We start from the raw sequence: 19290 nt of genomic DNA, 5'->3' as shown, positions 1-19290 counted from the left end.
CCTCAGTGGGCGGCGAGCCAGGCGCCGAGCCGGGCGCGATCTTCGGGCGTGAAGCCGGTCTCGTTGCCGAGCGGCATGGCGTCGGTATCGACGGCCTGCGTCTTCACCAGAGGCGCGAAACGCAGGATCTCCTCGACCGAACGCAGGGTGACACCCTTCGGCGGTTCCGAGAAGGCCTCGTGGGTGGGCTTCGGCGAATGACACATGGTGCAGTGCTTCGTCGTCAGCGCGACGATCTCGGCATCGGTCACGGAGCCGCCGACGACGGTCGCGGCCTTGGGCGCGGTCAGGATCAGCGCCGCGACGAGGCCGACGGCGGCGACGCCCGGCGCCCACAGGATCTTCGCCAGCGGATCGCCCGCCTCGTGACGGACGATGAAGTGGCGGATCGGACCGCCGACCACCAGGATCAGCGCGGCAAGCAGCCAGGACTGCGGGTGGTTCGACAGGATCGGATAGTGGTTCGACACCATCATCAGCAGCACCGGCAGCGTCAGATAGGTGTTGTGGACCGAGCGCTGCTTGGCGATCGCGCCGAGGCGACCGTCGGGCGTCTCGCCGGCCATCAGCTGGCCGACCATCTTCCTCTGGTTCGGGATGATCACGCGGAAGACGTTGGCCGCCATGATCGTGCCGACGAAGGCACCGACGTGGAGGAAGGCACCGCGGCCGGAAAAGACGTGGGTGAAGACGAAGGCGGCGCCGACGATCAGGGCGAAGACCACCGCGGCGAGCGGCAGCGTGGTGCGGCCGAGGGCCGAACGGCAGATCGCGTCATAGGTGAACCAGCCGGCGGTGAGCATGCCGATCGACAGGGCGATCGCCTGCCACGGCTCCAGCGGCAGCACCTTCGGGTCGATCATGTAGGCGCGGGCGTTCAGCCAATACTGCACCGCCATCAGGACGATGCCCGAGACGAAGGTCAGGTAGGCGTCCCACTTGTACCACTTGAGATCTTCGGGCAGCCGCTCGGGCGCCACGACGTATTTGTCGACGTGGTAGAAGCCGCCGCCGTGGACCAGCCAGGCGGTGCCGTAGACGTCGGAGGGTGTCTTCGGATCCTTGCGGAACGACACGTCGAGAGCGATGAAGAAGAACGACGTTCCGATCCAGCCGATACCGACGATCAGGTGGAACCAGCGCGTCAGGATGTTCATCCAGTCGGCGGCGTAGGCGAGCATCGCATGTCCCTCGTTGGCTCGAGAACCGATCGGCGACGCCCCATCGCCGGTCCGGACACGTTAGCGCGGCGCGATATTGTATACAATCACCGGCGTGCGACTCCGGTCGCCGAAAATGCACGAATGAAAGGCACGCCTCTTCGTGAGGCGGCGCGGGCCGGCGGCGGAAGCGGCCGCCCGAGCGCCGTGCCGCCCGCAGGCGACACGGCGAAGGAGAGCCGCGCCCCGGCGACCCGGGACGCGGCGGTCGGGGATCAGCCCGGCAGCTTGTCGTCGATGCCCTTGACGTACCAGTTCATCGACAGGATGGCGCCGTCGTCGAGGTTCTCGACCACCGTGCCGTCCTGCTTGGTGATCTTGCCGCCGAAGGGCTTGATCGAGCCGTCCTTGATGCCGGCCATGGTCTTCTCGGCCATCGCCTTGACGTCGTCGGGGACGTTCATGATCGGCGGCAGGACGACCATGCCCTTGGCCATGCCGTCCCAGGTGTCGGTCGACTTCCAGGTCCCGGCGAGCACCTGCTTGACCTGGTCGACGTAGTAGCCGTCCCAGTCGTCGGTGATGGCGGTGATCTGCGCCTTGGGGGCGAACTTGGCCATGTCGGAGGACTGACCGAAGCCGAGGATGCCCTTTTCCTGCGCGACCTGGAGCGGCGCGGTGGAATCGGTGTGCTGGGTCAGGATGTCGGCGCCCTGGCCGATCAGCACCTTGGCGGCGTCGGCTTCCTTGCCCGGATCGTACCAGGAGTTCACCCACACGATCTTGACCTTGACGTTCGGGTTCACCGACTGGGCGCCGAGCATGAAGGCGTTGATGCCGGAAACCACTTCCGGAATCGGGAAGGAGACGATGTAGCCGATGGTGTTCGACTTGGTCATCTTGCCGGCGATCTGGCCGATGACGTAGCGGCCTTCGTAGAAGCGAGCCGAGAAGGTCGAGACGTTCTCGGCGCGTTTGTAGCCGGTGGCGTGGACGAACTTGATCTTCGGGAACTTCTTGGCGACCTTGATGGTCGGGTCCATGAAGCCGAACGACGTCGTGAAGATGATCTGGTTGCCGTCGCGGGCGAGGCGCTCGATGGCGCGCTCGGCGTCCGGGCCTTCCGGCACGTTCTCGACGTAGGAGGTCACGACCTTGTCGCCGAGCGCCTTCTCGACCGCCTTGCGGCCCTGGTCGTGCTGATAGGAGTAGCCGAAGTCGCCGACGGGGCCGACGTAGACCCAGGCGGCCTTCAGCTTGTCGGCGGCGCGGGCGTCGCCGGCCTTGCCGGCCACCACGGCCACCGAGCCGAGAAGGGCGGCCTTCATCGCGTCACGACGAGTGAGCGCGGACCAGTTGTTCATGGGATTTCCTCCAATCGAGGCGCGGTCGAGCGAGGTGCCGCGACGGGCTCGACCGCGAACGGGCCCGTCACGAAAGCGAGAATCAGCGGTCGGGTACGAAGGATCGCCCGAGACAGGCCGGCGCGTCACCACCACGCCGACGACGGCGCGAGATGATCACCAGCGCCGCGACCGTGACGAGATAGGGCAGCGACGACAGGAACTGCGCCGGCAGGCCGATGCCGGCCCCCTGGGCGTAGAAGCCGAGGATGGTCACCGCACCGAAGAGATAGGCGCCGATCACCAGCCTTCCCGGGAACCAGGACGAGAACACCACCAGCGCCAGCGCGATCCAGCCGCGCCCCGCCGTCATGTTCTCCACCCACTGCGGCGTATAGGCGAGCGACAGATAGCCACCGCCGAGCCCGGCGAGGGCGCCGCCGAAGAGCACCGCCCCCCAACGCACGCCGATCACCGAATAGCCGAGCGCATGAGCCGAGGCATGGTTGTCGCCGACCGCGCGCAGCACGAGGCCGAGGCGGGTGCGGAAGATCACCCAGGAGACGACGACGGCCAGCGCGATCGACAGATAGACCAGCGCGTCCTGGCCGAAGAACAGCGGGCCGACGAAGGGAATGTCGGAGAGGCCCGGTACGTGGATCTTGGTGAGGCGGACGCCCGGCTGGCCGACGAAGGCCTCGCCGATCAGGCCGGAGAGGCCGAGGCCGAGCAGCGTCAGCGCGAGGCCGGTCGCCACCTGATTGGTGACGAGGTTCAGCGTCAGGAAGCCGAAGGGCACGGCCAGCGCCGCGCCGGCCAAGGCGGCGGCGACGATGCCGAGATAGGGCGAACCGGTCGTCAGCGCGACGCCGAAGCCGGCGACGGCGCCCATCACCATCATGCCCTCGACACCGAGGTTGAGCACGCCGGCGCGTTCGGTGACGAGTTCGCCCAGCGCCGCGAGCAGCAGCGGCGTCGAGGCGGTGACGATGGTGAGGACGACGGCCTCGAGGGCGCTCGCATCGATCATCGGGCGGCCTCCGCGGTCGGGCCACGCACGAGGCGGGGCCGGTAGAGAATGAGCGTGTCGCAGGCGAGGACCCAGAACAGCAGGATGCCCTGGAAGACGCGTGCCGCCTTGTCGGAGATGCCGAGCGCCACCTGCGCCGCCTCGCCGCCGAGATAGCTCGCCGCCAGCATCAGCGCCGCGAGAATCACGCCGATCGGATCGAGACGGCCGAGGAAGGCGACGATGATGGCGGTGAAGCCGTAGCCGGGTGAGATGTTGGGCTGGAGCTGGCCGACGGTGGAAGCGACCTCGATCACCCCGGCGAGGCCGGCGAGACCGCCCGACAGCAGGAAGGCGAAGAGCACCATGCGATCGTGCGAGAAGCCGGCGAAACGGCCGGCGCGCGGCGCCTCGCCGAGGACGCGGACCTCATAGCCCTTGATCGTGCGGCGCATCAGTACGGCGAGGGCCACCGCGGCGGCGACCGCCAGAACCACGCCGAGATTGAGACGACCGTCGCCGATGGTCGGGATGGTCTGCCAGCCCTCGAAGCCGACGGACTTGGGGAAGTTGAAGCCGTGCGGATCGCGCCAGGGGCCGCGCACCAGCCAGTCGAGCAGCAGTTGCGCGACATAGACCAGCATCAGCGACACCAGGATCTCGTTGACCCCGGCCTTGATCTTCAGAAGCGCCGGTATCAGGCCCCAGATCATGCCGCCGATGGTGCCGAGCACCAGCATGGCGAGGAGCGTCGCCGGGGTGTTCCAGCCGTTCGCCAGCACCGGAACCGCGCCGCCGAGCAGGGCGCCGAAGGTCAGCTGCCCCTCCGCACCGATGTTCCAGACGTTGGCGCGATAGGCGACCGACAGGCCGACGCCGATCAGGATCAGCGGCGTCGCCTTGACCACCAGTTCCTCCAGCGACCAGAGGCTGGCGAAGGGTTCGAAGAAGAAGATCCACAGCGCCTTGAACGGCGGCTTGCCGATCAGCGCGAAGACCAGACCGCCGGTGATCATGGTGGCGACGATCGCGACGATCGGCGAGGCCCAGGCCATGACCTTCGAGCGCTCGGCGCGCTTTTCGAGTTCAATACGCATGGCCGTCGCCTTCCCTGAGCTGCCGCGCCTCGTCTATGGCGTCCGAACCGCCGTGTGCCCCGCCCATCAGCAGACCGATCTTCTCGAGGGTGAGGACATGGGCGTCGTAGCTCGGCGACAGGTGGCCGCGCGAGATCACGGCGATGCGGTCGGCGATCTCGAAGATCTCGTCGAGATCCTGACTGATCACCAGCACACCGGCACCGTCGGCGGCGAGATCGACCAACGCCTGACGGATCAGCGCCGCCGCACCGGCGTCGACGCCCCAGGTCGGCTGATTGACGACGAGCAGGGTCGGCTTGCGGTCGAGCTCGCGGCCGACGACGAACTTCTGCAGGTTGCCGCCCGACAGCGAGCGCGCCTCCGGATCGGGCCGGCCCTTGCGCACGTCGTAGGCCTGCGACACGCGCGAGGCGGTCGAGCCGGCGTTGTCGAAGTCGACGAAGCCGGCGAAGCGGCGCAGCGCGTCGGGGAAGACCGTGTCGCGGGTGAGGATGACGTTCTCGGAGAGCGAGAAGGCCGGCACGGCTCCGTGGCCGAGACGTTCTTCGGGCACGAAAGCGGCGCCGAGAGCGCGGCGGGCGGCGATGCCGAGCTGGCCGGCGATGGTGCCGTCGACCACCACCGCGCCGGGGCGGGCGTTGCGCCGCTCGCCGGAGACGGCGTCGAAGAGCTCGGACTGGCCGTTGCCGGCGACACCGGCGATGGCGAGGATCTCGCCGGCGCGGACCTCCAGCGACACGGCTTCCAGCGCCACCGCGAAGGGACCGTCGGCGGCCTGATCGAGGGCGTCGAGATAGAGCCGGGTGGCGCCGCCGGAGCGCGCCTTCTTAGGCCGGATGGCGTGGACGTCGGCGCCGACCATCAGGCGGGCGAGGCTCGCCGCCGTCTCCTTGCGCGGGTCGACGCGGTCGACGACCTTGCCGTGGCGCAGGATGGTGGCGGCGTGGCAGAGGCGCTTCACCTCCTCGAGGCGATGCGAGATGTAGAGGACGGCGCAGCCTTCGGACGCCAGCCGCTCCAGCGTCAGGAAGAGCTGGTCGGCCTCCTGCGGCGTCAGGACGGCGGTCGGCTCGTCCATGATCAGGAGCTTGGGCTCCTGGATCAGGCAGCGGACGATCTCGATGCGCTGGCGCTCGCCGACCGAGAGATCGACGACGGTGGCGCGCGGCTCGAGCGGCAGGCCGTAGTCGCGGGAGAGATCGCGGATGCGCTTCGACAGGGCGTCGAGATCGAATCGGCCGGGCAGCGCCAGGGCGATGTTCTCGGCGACCGTCAGCGCCTCGAACAGCGAGAAGTGCTGGAACACCATGCCGATGCCGAGATGGCGGGCGGCGGCGGGGTCGGTGACGACGATCGGTTCGCCCTTCCAGCGGAAGTGGCCCTCGGTCGGCTGCAGCGAGCCGTAGATCATCTTGACCAGGGTCGACTTGCCGGCGCCGTTCTCGCCGAGCAGCGCATGGATCTCGCCGGGACGGATCGCGAGGTCGACGTGATCGTTGGCGGTGAAGGTTCCGAACCGTTTGACGATGCCGCAGGCTTCGACGAGATACTCGCCGCCTGCCGCCGTCGCACCATTCGCCGCCGCGGCGCTGTCGTTCATGCCCCCACTCCACTCGACCAGGACGACACGGTGGATGCAAGACCCGCGCCGTTCCGTACTTGCTCGTCGGCGACCAGCAGTTCCACCGCGACCGAGGCCGCGATCGCCGCGGGATGCCTGGACTTGGGCCCCCCGGCCCCGACCGGCATGACCATACGACGGATCGTGTCGTCCGCGCGTCCCATTTCGCGAAGTTTGCCCAAGAATCGAGCACGCTTGGTCGCCGACCCGATGACCCCGAGCCAGGGCAGGTCGGGCCGATCGAGCGTCGCGGCGGCGATCGCCAGGTCCTGCGCGTGGTCGTGCGTCATGGCGAGAACGAAGGCCCCGGCCGGCGCGGCGACGACCGCGGCGGTCGGATCGGCGAGGCGGCGACAGGTGGTGTTGGCCGGCGTCGCGGCGGGGAAGGCGTCGGCGCGGGTGTCGATCCAGTCGACGCGGAAGGGCAGCGGGGCCAGCGCCAGAACCAGCGCGCGACCGACGTGACCGGCGCCGAAGAGGAGGAGCGGCCGGCGATCGTCGCCGAATCGCTCGACGAGGCGACCGTCGCGGGCGAGGCCGAGCCGGCCCGCCCCGTCCGGAACGATCGACCGGGCGAGGCGCCCCTCGCCGGTCTGCGCCTCGGTCGTGAAGGCACCGCGCCGTTCCGCCTCGGCGAGGGCGCGGACGGCGGGGAGATCGTCGCGATCGAAGGCCTCGATGCCGAGGGTGACGCGGCCGCCGCAGCACTGGCCGAGTTCCGGGCCGAGGGCGACGTCGCGGGTCGAGAAGCCGGCTCGGTCGTCGCAGAGCGCGGCGTCGGCGAGCTTCAGTCCGTGCCATTCGAGCGCGCCGCCGCCGATCGAACCGCGGAAGCCGAGATCACGGCGCACCACCATCGCGGCACCGACCTCGCGCGGGGCGGAGCCGCGGACGCCTGCGACGAAGACCCGAGCGACCCGGCCCTCGATCTCCAACGCTTCGAGGATGCGGGCCCAGTGATCGATCACGCCTGCCCCCCGTTCGCCGGATGGCGCAGAGCACGGGCGGCACGGGCGACGGCTTCCGGCGTCGCCGGCAGGTCGAGCGGCGGCAGGCGGCCGGGCGCGAGGCTCTCGAGCGCCCTGAGGATCGCCGAATGGACCGACAGCGCCAGCATGAAGGGCGGTTCGCCGACCGCCTTGGAGCGGTGGATGGTGTCGGTGTCGCCGGCGCTCTCCCACAGGCGGACGCGGAAGTCGGCCGGCACGTCGAAGGCGGTCGGGATCTTGTAGGTCGAGGGCGCGTGGGTGCGCAGGCGGCCCTGGGCGTCGTGCACCAGCTCTTCCGCCGTGACCCAGCCCATGCCCTGCACGAAGGCGCCCTCGATCTGGCCGATGTCGAGCGCCGGATTGAGCGAACGGCCGACGTCGTGGAGGATGTCGACGCGGGCGACGCGGGTCTCGCCGGTCAGCGTGTCGACCACCACCTCCGAACAGGCGGCCCCCTGCGCGAAGTAGAAGAACGGCCGTCCGTGGGCCGCGGCGCGGTCCCAGACGAGGTTCGGCGTGGCGTAGAAGCCGGTCGCCGAGAGCTGGACGCGGGCGAGATGGGCAGCCTTGGCGATCTCGGCGAAGCTCTTCGACGCCTCGCCGCCGGCGTGCACCCGACCGCCCTCGAAGCGCACCGCCTCGGGCACGGCACCGAGGAGGACGGCGGCGACCGGCAGCAGTCGATCGCGGATCGTCTCGGCGGCGGCGCGCGCCGCCATGCCGTTGAGGTCGGAGCCGGACGAGGCCGCGGTCGGCGCGGTGTTCGGCACCTTGGCGGTCGAGGTCGCGGCGATGCGGACGCGGCCGAGCGGCAGGCCGAAGGTGGTCGCCACCACCTGCAGGATCTTGGTGTGGAGCCCCTGCCCCATCTCGGTGCCGCCGTGGTTCACCGCCACCGAGCCGTCGGCATAGACGTGGACCAGCGCGCCGGCCTGATTGAGGTGGGTCAGCGTGAAGGAGATGCCGAACTTGACCGGCGTCAGGGCGATGCCGCGGCGCAGGAACGGGCTTCCCATGTTGAAGGCGGCGATCTCGGCGACGCGGGCGCGATAGTCCGAGGTGCGTTCCAGCTCGCCGACCAGCGACTGGAGGATGCCGCCGTCGACCTCCTGGCCATAGGGCGTCACGCCATGAGCGGGGGACGCCGCGTCGGGGTAGAGATTGGCGAGCCGGACGTCGAGCGGGTCGATGCCGAGGCGGAAGGCGACGGCATCCATCATCCGCTCGGCGAAGGCGACGCCCTTCGGCCCGCCGAAGCCGCGGAAAGCGGTGTTGGAGACCGTGTCGGTCAGCAGCCGTCGCGAGCGGATCGCCGCGGCCGGGTAGTCGTAGGCGTTGTCGGCATGGAACATCGTGCGGTCGACGACGCCCTGCGACAGGTCGGCGGAATGGCCGCAGCGGGCCATGAAGTCGACGTCGACCGCCAGCACCCGGCCGCCGGCGTCGAAGCCGGCCCGCCAGTCGACGCGCATGTCGTGGCGCTTGCCGGTCATGATCATGTCGTCGTCGCGGTCGAGCCGGAGCTTGGCGGTACGGCCGGTGACGCGGGCGGCCAGCGCGGCGATCACCGCCCATTGCGTCGCCTGAGATTCCTTGCCGCCGAAACCGCCGCCCATGCGGCGGCAGCGGCATTCGATCATCGCTTCCGGCAGGCCCAGCACGCGGGCGGCGACATGGGCGATCTCGGTCGGATGCTGGGTCGAGGCGTGGATCAGGATCTCGCCGCCCTCGAGCGGTTCGGCCATGGCCGTCTGTGTCTCGAGGTAGAAATGCTCCTGGCCACCGACGAAGAAACTGTCGGAGACCGCGTGCGGCGCCTCGTCGAGCAGAGCGTCCGGGTCGCCCTTGTGGAAGGCGTAGGCGGGCAGCACGTCGGTGTCGCGGGATAGCGCATCGGCGACGGTGACGGCGGGCTTCTCGGTCTCGACGGTGAAACGGACGAGCCGGGCGGCGGCGCGCGCCGCGGCGCGGGTCTCGGCGACGACGGCAAAGACGACCTGACCGTGGAACTTGATCTCGCCGGTGGCGAAGACCGGATCGCCGCCGATCGAGGGCGAGCAGTCGTTGACCGCCGGCACGTCGGCGGCGGTCAGGACCGTCACCACGCCGGGGTAGGCGGCGACGGCGGCGAGATCGACGCCGACCAACCGCCCCTTGGCCGCCTCGCGGCACCAGCCGGGAGCGATGTGCAGCGTGCCCTTGGGCTCGGGCAGATCGTCGATGTAGGGCGCGGTTCCGGTGACGTGGCGGACGGCGGCTTCGTGCGGCAGGGCGCGGCCGACGGCGGCGGTCGGGCGGGGCGTAGCGTCAACCATGGGCGGCCTCCTCGCGACGGGCGAAGACGCGGGTCTTGGTGGTCGCCGTGCCGGCGATCTCGGCCAGCGCCTTGCCGAGCAGTGCCACCGCCGTCTCGGTGCGATAGTCGGCGCTCGCCCGCATGTCGGAGAGCGGGGTGAAGTCCTCGCGCAGCGCGTCGAGGGCGGGGCGCCAGCTCGCGGCCTCGGCGAGCGAGGCGCCGACCAGCGCCGCCTCGGCGCCGCTCGCCCGGCGCGGCGTTCCCGCCATGCCGCCGAAGGCGATGCGCGCCTCCACGACCTGCCCGCCGGCGACGGTCAGACGGAGTGCCGCGAGCAGCGCCGAGATGTCCTGATCGTGGCGCTTGGAGATCTTGAAGGCGCGGAAATGCTGACCGGCCCCGAGGCGCGGCACGTGGATGCTGGTCAGGATCTCGCCGGCCGCGCGGTCCTGGCGGCCGTAGTCGATGAAGAAGTCCTCGAGCTCGATCGTCCGGGTGGCGTCGCCCCTGGCGAGCGTGATGGTGGCGCCGAGCGCGATCAGCATCGGCGGCGTGTCGCCGATCGGCGAGCCGTTGGCGATGTTGCCGCCGATCGTGCCCGAGGCCCGCACCTGGGCCCCGGCGATGCGAGAAAAGACCGCGGCTACGTCCGGATCGATGCGGCCGAGCACCTTGCCGGCACGCTCCAGCGAAACGGCGGCGCCGAGCGTCACCGACCCCGCCTCCTCGACGACGGCGTCGAGCCCCTCGATGCGGGAGAGATGGATGATGCGCGGCAGATCGCGGCCGGCCTTGGTCACCCAGAGGCCGACGTCGGTCGCGCCGGCGAGGAACGTCGCGTCGGGGAAGGCCTCGGCCAACGTCAGCGCGGTGTCGAGCCGACGCGGCGCGGCGAAGAAGCGGGTCTCGTCGCCGAGGAAGAGGTCGGTGCCGTCGTCGAGGGCGGCGAGCGCCTCGGCGGTCGAGGCCATGCGGTCGACGAAGGCGATCGGCGGGCGGGCATCCGCGCGGGCGTCGCAGGCCTCGAGCGCGGCGTCGACGATCGGGCGATAGCCGGTGCAGCGGCAGAGGTTGCCGGCGAGCCGGTCGAGCACCGCGGCGCGGTCGACCTCGCCCTCGGACGCCCACAGGGTGAAGAGGCTCATGACGATGCCGGGGGTGCAGAAGCCGCACTGCGAACCGTGGTGGCGCACCAGCGCCTCCTGGATCGGGTGCAGGCGGCCGTCGGCGGCGAGGTCTTCGACGGTGACGATCTCGCAGCCGTCGACGCTCGCGGTCGGGCGGATGCAGGCACAGATCGGCTCGTAGACCAGACGGCCGCCTTCGAGACGGCCGATCGCCACGGTGCAGGCACCGCAGTCACCCTCGCCGCAGCCTTCCTTGGTGCCGGTCAGACCGCGGGTGAGGCGGAGATGATCGAGCAGCATGTCGGTGGGGGCGACGTCGGCGACTTCGACCACCCGTCCGCGGGAGAGATACTTCACCGTCCCGCGCATGCCGATCAACTCCCTCGATAGGTCGAATATCCGAAGGGCGAGACGAGCAGCGGCACGTGGATGTGGCCGCTCGCGTCGCCGACCCCGAAGCGAAGCGGGATCTCGTCCAAGAATGCCGGATCGGTGAGGTCCAGGCCAAGCCCCCAGAAATAGGCACCGACGTGAAAAATGATCTCGTAGATGCCGACACGGAAGGCCTCGCCCTCGAGGAGCCCGCCGTCGACCCGCCCGTCGGCGTTGGTGCGAACCTCGCGCAGGAGCTCACGGCTGCCGTCGGGTTCGAGCCACCACAGGGCGATCGACAGATCGGCGGCCGGAAGGCCCGTCGAAGTGTCGAGAACATGCGTCGTCAATCGGCCCATCGGTCCTCTCCGTACGGCGCCCCGCCCGGCGCCGGCGACGATCGTTGCGGTTGTCGTTTGTGTGACAATGCGCGAACCGCGTTATAGGAAACAGCGCAGAATTTCGAGCACTCCGTTCGCATTTGGGCATCAATTCGAAACCGCGACCGCGCGTTGTGCAGGTTTCCGGCGCTATTGCCCGGTTTTCGGGCCGTCCGAACCCCAGGCCTCCTCGACCAGATCGACGAAGGCGGCGACCGCGAGGCTCGGAACGGCACCCGCCCGTGCCACGACCATCAGTCGATCGAGCGCCAGATCGCCGTCGGCGAGGGGGATCCAGACCAGTTCACCCGACCGCAACTCGCCTTCGATGCCGACGCGGGTCAGGAAGGCGACCGAATCGGAACGGCGGACGAGCGCCGACATCAGCCGCAGCGAGTTGAGTTCGGCGCGCACCTTGAGCATCCGCCGGCGCGGTGCGATCAGCGGTTCCAGCGCCGCCCGCAGCGACAGGCCGCGGGCCGGCAGGACGAGGTTCTCCTCGACCAGATCGTCGAAACGCAGCGTCTCGCGGCCGGCGAGGCGATGGTCCGCGGCCATCAGCGCGCCGATCGGGTGGGGCTCCTCGTGGAGCAGGCGGAAACCGTCGAGGTCGTGGGTGGAGAAGGCGAAGCCGACGTCGGCCTGCCCTTCGTCGACCAGCCGCGTCACGGTGTGGGCGCCGGCGACGGTGAGGACCACCTCGATGCCGGAGTGCCGCCGCCAGAATTCGGCGAGCAGGTCCGGCAGGCGTTCGATCGAGATGCTCTCGACCGTGACGATGCGGATGCGGCCGCGGCGCAGGCCGCGCAGCGTGTCGAGCTCGGTGACGACGTCGTCGTAGCGATCGAGCGTCTCGCGCACCTGCCGAACCAGGATCTGCCCCGCCTCAGACAGGCGCAGACCGCGACCGACGCGGTCGAACAGGCGGATGCCCATGCCCTCCTCGAGCAGGAGGATCTGCCGGTTGACGGCGGAGGAGACGATGTTGAGTTCGCGCGCGGCCGCCCGGATCGAGCCGGCGTCGGCGACCGCCATGAAGTAACGGAAGGCGGTCGAGAGAATCGCCGTTTCGTTGCGCAAGCCCTGTCCCCCGTCGCGTCGCCTCCCCGGAGCGACGGGGACGACTGTCACCCCCCGCGGGGTCGACGGCAATGGGACCTAAGGCGCACCGGTCCTGCGATCACCGCGGATCGGCGGGAGGGGCGGGCGGCGCGAGGGCGCGGCGACGGTCGACGACGACGAGGGCGAGAAGGTTCACCCAGGCACCGACCGAGGTGGCGAAGGCGAGACCGGCGACGTCGAACCGGTCGGAGAGCACGAACTTCAGCGCCACGTTGACGCCGATGCCGAGGAAGGCGATCCACATCGGCGTGCGGGTGTCGCCGCGGGCATGGAAGCCCGGCACCACCGAGCGCAACAGCACGATCGCCAGAAGGCCGACGCCGTAGGCGCGCAGCGTCGCCGCCGAGCGCAGCGCCGCCGCCTCGTCGAAGGCGCCGCGGGCGAAGACCAGTTTCACCAGGATCTCGGGAAAGGCGACGAAGGCGACGACGAAGGGCGCCGTCAGCACCGTCGACCAGAAGATCGCTCGCTTCTGGGCACGCCGGGCGCCCGGCTCGTCGTCGGCGGCGAGGCGCCGCGACAGCTCGGGCAGCAGCACCGTGCCGATGGCGATGGCGATGACGCCGATCGGCAACTGGTAGAGGCGATCGGCATAGTACATCGCCGAGACCGCACCGAGCGGCAGGGCGGCGGCGAGGATCGTGTCGACGAACATGGCGATCTGCGCCGCGCCCGAACCGATCGTCGCCGGACCCAGTCGCTTGAGGAAGGTGACGACCTCGGCATCGAGCACCGGCCGCGCCGGTGCGAGCGAGAGACCGGCGGGCCGCATCGCCCAGAGGAGCAGCGCCAGTTCGGCGAAGCCGGCGACCGCGACGCCGATCGCCGCACCGTGGACCGGGCCGTTCGGCCAGGTGGCGGTGAAGGGGGCGAGGCCGAGCACGCCGACGACGATCGCGATGTTGAAGAGGATCGGCGCGCCCGCCGCCGCCGCATAGCGGTGATGAGCGTTGAGGACGGCGCCGTAGACCGTCACCAGCGTGACGCAGGCGAGATAGGGAAAGGTGATGCGGGTGAGCCGCAGGGTGAGTTCGCCGAGCGCGCTCGCGCCGGCGAAGCCGGGGGTGAGCAGGCGCAGCAGCGGCTCGGTCCAGATCTCGGCGGCGGCGAGCAGCACCAGTTGCACGACGAGCAGCGCCCCGAGCACCCGGGCGGCGAAGACCAGCGCCCGCTCGGCGCCGTCGCGTTCGAGGCAGCCGGCATAGGTCGGCACGAAGGCGGCGTTGAAGGCGCCCTCGGCGAAGAGGGCGCGGAAATGGTTGGGGATGCGCAGCGCGATGAAGAAGGCGTCGGCGATCGGGCCGGCGCCGATCAACCAGGCGAGCACCACGTCGCGGACGAAGCCGGTGAGGCGCGAGGCCATGGTGAAGCCGGAGACGGTGCCCACGCGGGCGAGGAACTTTCCGGCGGGGCCGGACAGGGCGAAGCGCGGCATCTCTTCCTCGGTGGGATCGGCGACGGCACTGCCTTATGCGGGAACCGCGGCCACGACAAGCTCGACCGCCGCGCGGCCGCTCACGCCGCTTCGTTGGGCGCGCCGGGGCGGGTCTGCCAGATCTTCTGGCGATTGCGCACGGCGCGCGGCGCCGGACCGAAATAGGTCGGCGTCTTCACGAATTCGCGCGGATGCAGGATCACCGAGGCGATGCGCTGATAGAGCGCCTTGGCGGAGATGGGCTTGCACAACAATTCGTGAATGCCGAGCTTGCGCGCCTCCAGGATGCGCGAGCGCTCGGTGTGGGCGGTGACCATGATCACCGGCACGTAGGCGAAGGGGTTCTGCGGGTTGCGGATCATCCGCACCATGTCGGCGCCGTCGAGGATCGGCATCACCCAGTCGAGGATCAGGATGTCCGGATTGGCGCGATCCATCGCCTCGAGGCCGGAAGCACCGTCTTCCGCCTCGACGATACGACGCGCGCCGAACCCCTGCAGCATGGTGCGCAGGATGGTCCGCATGTAGGCGCTGTCCTCGACGACGAGGAAGGTCAACGACGAAAGGTCGAGGTTCACGAGGCTCTCCTTGGAGCCTCAGAATCTCCCAGAAAGGTGAACGAGCGGTTTCTCGCCCCCCACTGCGACGACGGACCACGCTCCGTAAATCCCCTCAGGGTCAAATGTCACGCGGTTGATCGTGGTCAAAGTGCTTCGAATTCCTGTAAGTCTATATGCGGTGGACGAGAGCTCGCGACGGTCGCCGTCCGTCTCGACCGATCGTCGGTGAAAAAATCGCGCGCCCCGTGTCGCGGAGGGGACGCCGCCGAGCCCTTGGGGCCGGCGACGGTCGGATGCGGGACGCCTCGGTGAACGAGTCACAGTTCGAGGACGGACATGAACTATCAGTCGCTTTTCGAGGGCGCGATCGACCAGCTGAAGGCCGAGAAGCGCTACCGGGTCTTTGCCGACCTCGAACGCATCGTCGGTCGCTTCCCGCATGCGATCTGGCGCAAGGGCGATCAGACCCGTGAGGTCGTGATCTGGTGCTCCAACGACTATCTCGGCATGGGCCAGCACCAGTCGGTGCTCGGCGCCATGGTCGACACCGCGCTCGGCATGGGCACCGGCGCCGGCGGTACCCGCAACATCTCGGGCAACAACCATCCCCTCGTCGAGCTCGAGGCCGAACTCGCCGACCTGCACGGCAAGGAGGCGGGGCTCGTCTTCACCTCCGGCTTCGTGTCGAACGAGGCGGCGATCTCGACCATCGCGCGCCTCCTGCCCGACTGCCTGATCCTCTCCGACGAGCTGAACCATGCCTCGATGATCGAGGGCATCCGTCGCTCGGGCTGCGAGAAGAAGCTGTGGCGTCACAACGACGTCGAACATCTCGAGGAGCTGCTCGCCGCCGCCGAGCCCGGCCGCGCCAAGCTGATCGTCTTCGAGAGCGTCTATTCGATGGACGGCGATGTCTCGCCGATCGCCGCGATCTGCGATCTCGCCGAGAAGTACGGCGCGCTGACCTACATCGACGAAGTGCACGCCGTCGGCATGTACGGCCCGCGTGGCGGCGGTATCGCCGATCGCGAAGGCCAGATGCACCGCATCGACGTGATCGAGGGCACGCTCGCCAAGGCCTTCGGCACGCTCGGCGGCTACATCACCGGTACCAGGGCGATCTGCGACGCGGTGCGTTCCTATGCGCCGGGCTTCATCTTCACGACCGCCCTGCCCCCGGCGATCGCCGCGGCCGCCGCCGCCTCGATCCGCCATCTCAAGCGCTCCTCGGCGGAGCGCGACATGCAGCAGCGTCAAGCGCAGCGCGCCAAGGACGTGCTCGGCGGCGCCGGTCTGCCGGTGATGCCGTCGGAGACCCACATCGTGCCGATCTGGGTGGGCGACGCCGACCTGTGCAAGCGGGCCTCGGACCTGCTGCTCGAGGAGTACGGCATCTACATCCAGCCGATCAACTACCCGACCGTGCCGCGCGGCACCGAGCGGCTGCGCATCACGCCGACGCCGTTCCACGACGACGATCTGGTCGAGAAGCTGCGCGTCGCGCTCACCGACGTGTGGGGCCGCATCGGCCTGCCGCTCTCCGGTCCGGTCGATCTCTCGGAGATCGCCCGCCTGCAGGAGAAGCCGGTCGCCCGCGTCGCGGTCCCGCGCTCCGGCGGCTGAGAGCGATCGACGCCGTAGACATGAAGAGAGCCCCGACGGCGACGTCGGGGCTCTCTTCGTTCGGGGGTCTCGGACAAGGGACGGCACGTCTCGCGCCGCGCCGAAACGCCGATCGAGGCGCGTTCGTTCGGATCAGGCCTTGTCGCCGCCCGGTCCGCCCTTGCCCTCGGGCAGGTCGTCGTCGTCGAGAATGCGCCAGGCGGCGCCTTCGAGGTCCTCGTATTGACCCGACTTCAGCGTCCACATGAAGGCGAAGAGGCCGAGCAGGCCGAGGCCGATGGCGATCGGAATGAGGAAGATCAGGACGTCCATCGTCGGTTCCTACTCTCGGATCAGGGTTCGGCGAAGAGGCGCAGGCGCAGCGCGTTGAGCGTCACCAGCACCGACGAGCCGGACATGGCCAGCGCCGCGATCAGCGGCGTCACGAAGCCCGCCACCGCCACCGGCACGGCGACGAAGTTGTAGATCACCGACAGCCACAGGTTCTGCACCATCGCCCGCTTGGCCGAGCGCGACACCTCGATCGCCACCGCCACGGGCGCGAGGCGGTCGCCGAGGAAGACGGCATCGGCGGCGGCCTGCGACAGGTGGACGGCGGTGACCGGCGACAACGACACGTTGGCGGCGGCGAGCGCCGGGGCGTCGTTGAGACCGTCGCCGACCATCAGCACGTTGTGGCCGGCGGCCTTCAGTTCCTCGATGCGGGCGATCTTGTCGGCCGGCTTGACGCCCGACCGCCACGAGGCGACGCCGCATTCGGCCGCCACCGCGGCGACGGCGGCCTCGCGGTCGCCCGACAGGATCTCCACCGCGACGCCGTCGGCGGCGAGGCGGCGCATGACCTCGGCGGCGTCTTCACGCAGCCCCTGGCGCAGGGCGCAGACGACGACGTCGCCGCTCGCGTCGCGATGGGCGACGAGCGAGGCGCCGGGATAGGCCTCGTGCAGCGCCGCGACCATGGCCGGATCGGCATCGCAGAACTCGGGACTGCCGAGGCGTTCGATCGACCCGTCCGTCGTCGTCTCGATGCCGCGGCCGGGGATCTCGCGCACGTCGACGGGGGCCGCGACGGCGCGCGTCGCCTCGGCGAGTGCGACGCCGAGCGGGTGGCGGCTGGCGCGCGCCATGCGGCCGGCCATCATGAGGCGCTCGACCGAGAACTCCTCGGCGTTGAGGAGGCGCGCCTCCGGCAGGGTCAGCGTGCCGGTCTTGTCGAAGACCACGGTGTCGACCACGGCGAGGCGCTCGATGGCGTCGCCGGCATGGACCAGCACGCCGGCGCGGAAGAGGATGCCGGAGGTCACGACCTGCACCGCCGGAATGGCGAGCGCCAGGGCGCAGGGGCAGGTGATGATCAGCACCGACACGGCGATGATGCCGGAATCGGCGATGCCGCGCCCGCCGATCAGCCACCAGCCGAGGAAGGTCAGCGCGGCCGAGGTATGGACGACCGGCGCATAGAGCGAGGCGGCACGGTCGGCGAGGCGCATGTAGCGCGACTTGGCCTGGGCCGCCGCCTCGAGCAGGCGATTGACCTCGTCGAGCAGGGTGCCGGCCACCGCCGCCGTGACGCGGATCTCGAGCGAACCGGAACTCGACAGGGTGCCGGCATAGACGCGGTCGCCGACGCCGACGCCGACGAGATCGGTCTCGCCGGTGATCAGGCTCTGGTCGATGTCGGAGGCTCCGCGTTCGACGACGCCGTCGACCGACACCCGCTCGCCCGCCCTCACCAGCACCAGCGCGCCGGGCTCGACCTTGGAGAGCGGCACGTCGCGGACGCTGCCGTCGGGGAGCACCAGCGAGGCCGCCTCGACCCGGAGCGCGGCGACGTTCTCGGCGACCGAACGGGTGCGGCGGCGCATGTTCTGGTCGAGATAGCGGCCGACCAACAGGAAGAACAGCAGCATCGTCACCGAATCGAAGAAGGCGTGATGCGCCGAGCGCAACGTCTCGAAGATCGACAGGGCGAGGGTCAGCACGACGCCGATCGAGATCGGCACGTCCATGTTGGTGCGCAGCACCCTGAGCGCCCGCCAGGCGGAGCGGAAGAACGGCCGGGCCGAATAGGCGACGACCGGAATGGCGATCAGGGCGGAGACCCAATGGAAGAGATCGCGCGTCAGATCGTCGATGTCGGTGACGTTGCCGGCCCACACCGAGACCGACAGCAGCATGATGTTCATCGTGCCGAAACCGGCGACGCCCATGCAGCGCAGGAGTTCCTTCGCCTCGGCGTTCTCCTCGGCGCTGCGGCGGCCGGGATCGAAGGGATGGGCGCGATAGCCCAGCCGCTCCAGCCGGCGGACGATGGCGCTCGGCTCGACCTTGGCGGGATTCCAGTCGACGGCGAGGCGGCGCGACGTCAGGTTGACGCGGGCCAGATCGACGCCGTCGAGCCCCTTGAGACCCCGTTCGATGGTCGACATGCAGGCGGCGCAGGTGATGCCCTCCACCGCCAGATCCAAGTGCAGACGGCCGTCCGGCGCCTCCGTGGCGAAGGCGGACCAGTCGTTCTCGCGCGGGGCGTCGAGCGGCGTCGCGGTGGCGTTCATGGGCCCTCGGCTCCGGTGACGGTCGGCGACGGACGGGCCGTCGCCGCCGGTCTCACTTGAAGAAGAGCGTGTTGTGCGACTGGAACAGCCGACCGGCGTCGCCGTCGCCTTCGATCGCCATACCCCACTTGCCGGGCGTCACGCCCTTGGCCTCGCCGGTCCAACGGTCGGAGGAGCCGGCGACCGGATGCAGCTCGACCACGTGGTCGAGGATGCGCTGGGCGGGGTGCTCGAGGCGCATCTTGAAGGTCACGCCGGTGAGCGCCGCGCCGTCCTTGCCGCGGGCGTCGAGCACCACCTTGACCGTGCCGTCGTCGGCGCGGGTGGCGTTGGCCTCGACGGTCCAGCCGCGCTCGGTCTGGGCGGCGGCGGCGGCGAGCTCGGCGTTGAAGCGCTGGCTGTCGCGGAACGAGCTCTCGGTCACCAACCCCGGATGCGAGCCGATGGCCTTGTAGATCATGAAGCCGTTCACCGCGAAGACGACGCCGAAGATGCTGATCAGGATGATCAGCACCCGGCGGCCGTTGAGGCGAAAGCCCTCTTCCTGCGGTTCCTTCGAAGTCTCGAGCGTGGTCGGCATGTCTCTCTCCGATGGCTT

16 protein-coding genes are annotated in these 19290 nt (G+C 69.9%); 1 reads left to right on the top strand and 15 read right to left on the bottom strand.

Annotation, left to right across the window (positions count from 1 at the left end; all coding sequences use genetic code 11):
- Window positions 1–2: 2 nt before the first annotated feature.
- The 12 genes from ACT53U_RS10175 to ACT53U_RS10120 form a co-directional block, all read right to left on the bottom strand.
- A complete protein-coding gene (locus tag ACT53U_RS10175; protein ID WP_476154702.1) occupies window positions 3–1181 on the bottom strand; it encodes a urate hydroxylase PuuD in 1179 nt (392 codons plus the stop codon).
- 254 nt (window positions 1182–1435) lie between these two features.
- A complete protein-coding gene (locus ACT53U_RS10170; RefSeq protein ID WP_476155055.1) occupies window positions 1436–2488 on the bottom strand; it encodes a BMP family ABC transporter substrate-binding protein in 1053 nt (350 codons plus the stop codon).
- A 118-nt stretch (window positions 2489–2606) separates the two neighbouring features.
- Window positions 2607–3533: an ABC transporter permease gene (locus ACT53U_RS10165; RefSeq protein WP_476154700.1), complete on the bottom strand. Its 927-nt coding sequence runs from the start codon at window positions 3531–3533 to the stop codon at window positions 2607–2609.
- A complete protein-coding gene (locus ACT53U_RS10160) occupies window positions 3530–4609 on the bottom strand; it encodes an ABC transporter permease (RefSeq protein ID WP_476154698.1) in 1080 nt (359 codons plus the stop codon). The genes ACT53U_RS10165 and ACT53U_RS10160 overlap by 4 nt, the downstream gene beginning before the upstream one ends.
- The gene (locus ACT53U_RS10155; protein WP_476154696.1) at window positions 4599–6212 is read right to left on the bottom strand and encodes an ABC transporter ATP-binding protein; all 1614 of its coding nucleotides are present in this window, start codon (window positions 6210–6212) and stop codon (window positions 4599–4601) included. The genes ACT53U_RS10160 and ACT53U_RS10155 overlap by 11 nt, the downstream gene beginning before the upstream one ends.
- Entirely contained in the window at window positions 6209–7201 is a 993-nt protein-coding gene (xdhC, locus tag ACT53U_RS10150; RefSeq protein ID WP_476154694.1) for a xanthine dehydrogenase accessory protein XdhC, read from the bottom strand. Before xdhC ends, ACT53U_RS10155 begins: the two co-directional genes overlap by 4 nt.
- Window positions 7198–9537, bottom strand: a complete 2340-nt coding sequence (xdhB, locus tag ACT53U_RS10145) for a xanthine dehydrogenase molybdopterin binding subunit (RefSeq protein WP_476154692.1) — start codon at window positions 9535–9537, stop codon at window positions 7198–7200. Before xdhB ends, xdhC begins: the two co-directional genes overlap by 4 nt.
- Window positions 9530–11014 (bottom strand): xanthine dehydrogenase small subunit, encoded by a 1485-nt coding sequence (gene xdhA, locus ACT53U_RS10140; RefSeq protein ID WP_476154690.1) that lies wholly within the window; start codon window positions 11012–11014, stop codon window positions 9530–9532. Before xdhA ends, xdhB begins: the two co-directional genes overlap by 8 nt.
- Before the next feature lie 5 nt (window positions 11015–11019).
- Window positions 11020–11376 carry a hydroxyisourate hydrolase gene (gene uraH / locus ACT53U_RS10135; protein ID WP_476154688.1) on the bottom strand — a complete coding sequence of 119 codons (357 nt, stop codon included), beginning with the start codon at window positions 11374–11376 and terminating at the stop codon, window positions 11020–11022.
- Window positions 11377–11547: 171 nt separating this feature from the next.
- On the bottom strand, window positions 11548–12477 hold the full coding sequence (locus ACT53U_RS10130; protein WP_476154686.1) for a LysR family transcriptional regulator: 930 nt from the start codon (window positions 12475–12477) through the stop codon (window positions 11548–11550).
- A gap of 100 nt (window positions 12478–12577) precedes the next feature.
- A complete protein-coding gene (murJ, locus tag ACT53U_RS10125; RefSeq protein WP_476154684.1) occupies window positions 12578–13954 on the bottom strand; it encodes a murein biosynthesis integral membrane protein MurJ in 1377 nt (458 codons plus the stop codon).
- Between the two features lie 80 nt (window positions 13955–14034).
- A complete protein-coding gene (locus ACT53U_RS10120) occupies window positions 14035–14532 on the bottom strand; it encodes a response regulator (protein ID WP_476154682.1) in 498 nt (165 codons plus the stop codon).
- Window positions 14533–14850: 318 nt separating this feature from the next.
- Here ACT53U_RS10120 and hemA point away from each other — a divergent pair, with 318 nt between their 5' ends.
- Window positions 14851–16137 carry a 5-aminolevulinate synthase gene (hemA, locus tag ACT53U_RS10115; RefSeq protein ID WP_476154680.1) on the top strand — a complete coding sequence of 429 codons (1287 nt, stop codon included), beginning with the start codon at window positions 14851–14853 and terminating at the stop codon, window positions 16135–16137.
- Between the two features lie 132 nt (window positions 16138–16269).
- Here hemA and ccoS read toward each other — a convergent pair whose 3' ends face one another.
- From ccoS to ACT53U_RS10100, 3 genes are read right to left on the bottom strand one after another with little or no spacing between them, the layout of a single operon-like run.
- Window positions 16270–16449 (bottom strand): cbb3-type cytochrome oxidase assembly protein CcoS, encoded by a 180-nt coding sequence (gene ccoS, locus ACT53U_RS10110; protein WP_476154678.1) that lies wholly within the window; start codon window positions 16447–16449, stop codon window positions 16270–16272.
- A 20-nt stretch (window positions 16450–16469) separates the two neighbouring features.
- Window positions 16470–18692: a heavy metal translocating P-type ATPase gene (locus tag ACT53U_RS10105; protein ID WP_476154676.1), complete on the bottom strand. Its 2223-nt coding sequence runs from the start codon at window positions 18690–18692 to the stop codon at window positions 16470–16472.
- 52 nt (window positions 18693–18744) lie between these two features.
- On the bottom strand, window positions 18745–19272 hold the full coding sequence (locus tag ACT53U_RS10100) for a FixH family protein (RefSeq protein WP_476154674.1): 528 nt from the start codon (window positions 19270–19272) through the stop codon (window positions 18745–18747).
- Between the last annotated feature and the right edge of the window lie 18 nt (window positions 19273–19290).

It is taken from the genome of Pinisolibacter sp. DMC19 (assembly GCF_056313985.1).
Note: the sequence above shows the minus strand (reverse complement) of the source record. Positions and strands in the feature narration are given on the sequence as shown.

What these genes read in the sequence shown, in the direction of transcription:
- ACT53U_RS10170 (WP_476155055.1), bottom strand. Translation starts at nt 2,488, where the DNA reads ATGAAGGCCGCCCTTCTCGGCTCGGTGGCCGTGGTGGCCGGCAAGGCC.
- ACT53U_RS10155 (WP_476154696.1), bottom strand. Translation starts at nt 6,212, where the DNA reads ATGAACGACAGCGCCGCGGCGGCGAATGGTGCGACGGCGGCAGGCGGC.
- murJ (WP_476154684.1), bottom strand. Translation starts at nt 13,954, where the DNA reads ATGCCGCGCTTCGCCCTGTCCGGCCCCGCCGGAAAGTTCCTCGCCCGC.
- ACT53U_RS10165 (WP_476154700.1), bottom strand. Translation starts at nt 3,533, where the DNA reads ATGATCGATGCGAGCGCCCTCGAGGCCGTCGTCCTCACCATCGTCACC.
- ccoS (WP_476154678.1), bottom strand. Translation starts at nt 16,449, where the DNA reads ATGGACGTCCTGATCTTCCTCATTCCGATCGCCATCGGCCTCGGCCTG.
- ACT53U_RS10175 (WP_476154702.1), bottom strand. Translation starts at nt 1,181, where the DNA reads ATGCTCGCCTACGCCGCCGACTGGATGAACATCCTGACGCGCTGGTTC.
- xdhA (WP_476154690.1), bottom strand. Translation starts at nt 11,014, where the DNA reads ATGCGCGGGACGGTGAAGTATCTCTCCCGCGGACGGGTGGTCGAAGTC.
- ACT53U_RS10105 (WP_476154676.1), bottom strand. Translation starts at nt 18,692, where the DNA reads ATGAACGCCACCGCGACGCCGCTCGACGCCCCGCGCGAGAACGACTGG.
- ACT53U_RS10160 (WP_476154698.1), bottom strand. Translation starts at nt 4,609, where the DNA reads ATGCGTATTGAACTCGAAAAGCGCGCCGAGCGCTCGAAGGTCATGGCC.
- hemA (WP_476154680.1), top strand. Translation starts at nt 14,851, where the DNA reads ATGAACTATCAGTCGCTTTTCGAGGGCGCGATCGACCAGCTGAAGGCC.
- ACT53U_RS10100 (WP_476154674.1), bottom strand. Translation starts at nt 19,272, where the DNA reads ATGCCGACCACGCTCGAGACTTCGAAGGAACCGCAGGAAGAGGGCTTT.
- xdhB (WP_476154692.1), bottom strand. Translation starts at nt 9,537, where the DNA reads ATGGTTGACGCTACGCCCCGCCCGACCGCCGCCGTCGGCCGCGCCCTG.
- uraH (WP_476154688.1), bottom strand. Translation starts at nt 11,376, where the DNA reads ATGGGCCGATTGACGACGCATGTTCTCGACACTTCGACGGGCCTTCCG.